The 544-nt window shown below is 45.6% G+C and carries 1 protein-coding gene; it reads right to left on the bottom strand.

All coding sequences use genetic code 11. From position 1 onward, the window contains the following. The coding region (locus AB4496_RS10695) for a type VI secretion system contractile sheath domain-containing protein (RefSeq protein ID WP_372130931.1) at window positions 1-544 on the bottom strand (544 nt) is incomplete at both ends.

Genomic DNA, 544 nt, shown 5'->3' with positions numbered 1-544 from the left:
CATCAGTACTTAGACCTTTATCACCATACGGTAGACGAGCAAGAGTGCGAGGCAGCGTTAGTGTTACGTAACGTGCATCGTCACTTTCACGGAATGAATTCCATGCTGCGTATGCAGGAGAGTCGAAGCCTGCTGCTACAGGTTTGCCTTCAGAGAAAGTTTGGAAGCTGTTGAACTCGAACATTTCAGCATTTGCAGCGGCAATGAACGGTGCATGACATGCTGCAGCAACTTCACCCATGTAGCGAAGTAGAGCAACGTCTTCATCTTTTGCGCTAAACTCGTAATCACCAATGAAAGTACCGTAAGGCTGACCACCAGCAGTACCAAACTCACCTTGATAAACCGCATTGAATAATGGGCTTCGGTCAATTGCTGGTGCGTCTTCAAATTGGTCAAGCAGCTCTTCTTGTGTGAAATCAACCATTTTAATCTTTAGATCACGGCCAAGTTCACTCTCTTTAACAAGCTTTTGTAGACCACGCCAAGAGCCTTCAAGTTTCTGCAAGTCTTTCTGCTGCATGACTTCAGATAACTGTTGAGA

Source organism: Vibrio sp. 10N.222.46.A1, from assembly GCF_041473595.1.
GTDB classification, from domain to species: Bacteria; Pseudomonadota; Gammaproteobacteria; order Enterobacterales; family Vibrionaceae; genus Vibrio; species Vibrio tasmaniensis_A.
Note: the sequence above shows the minus strand (reverse complement) of the source record. Positions and strands in the feature narration are given on the sequence as shown.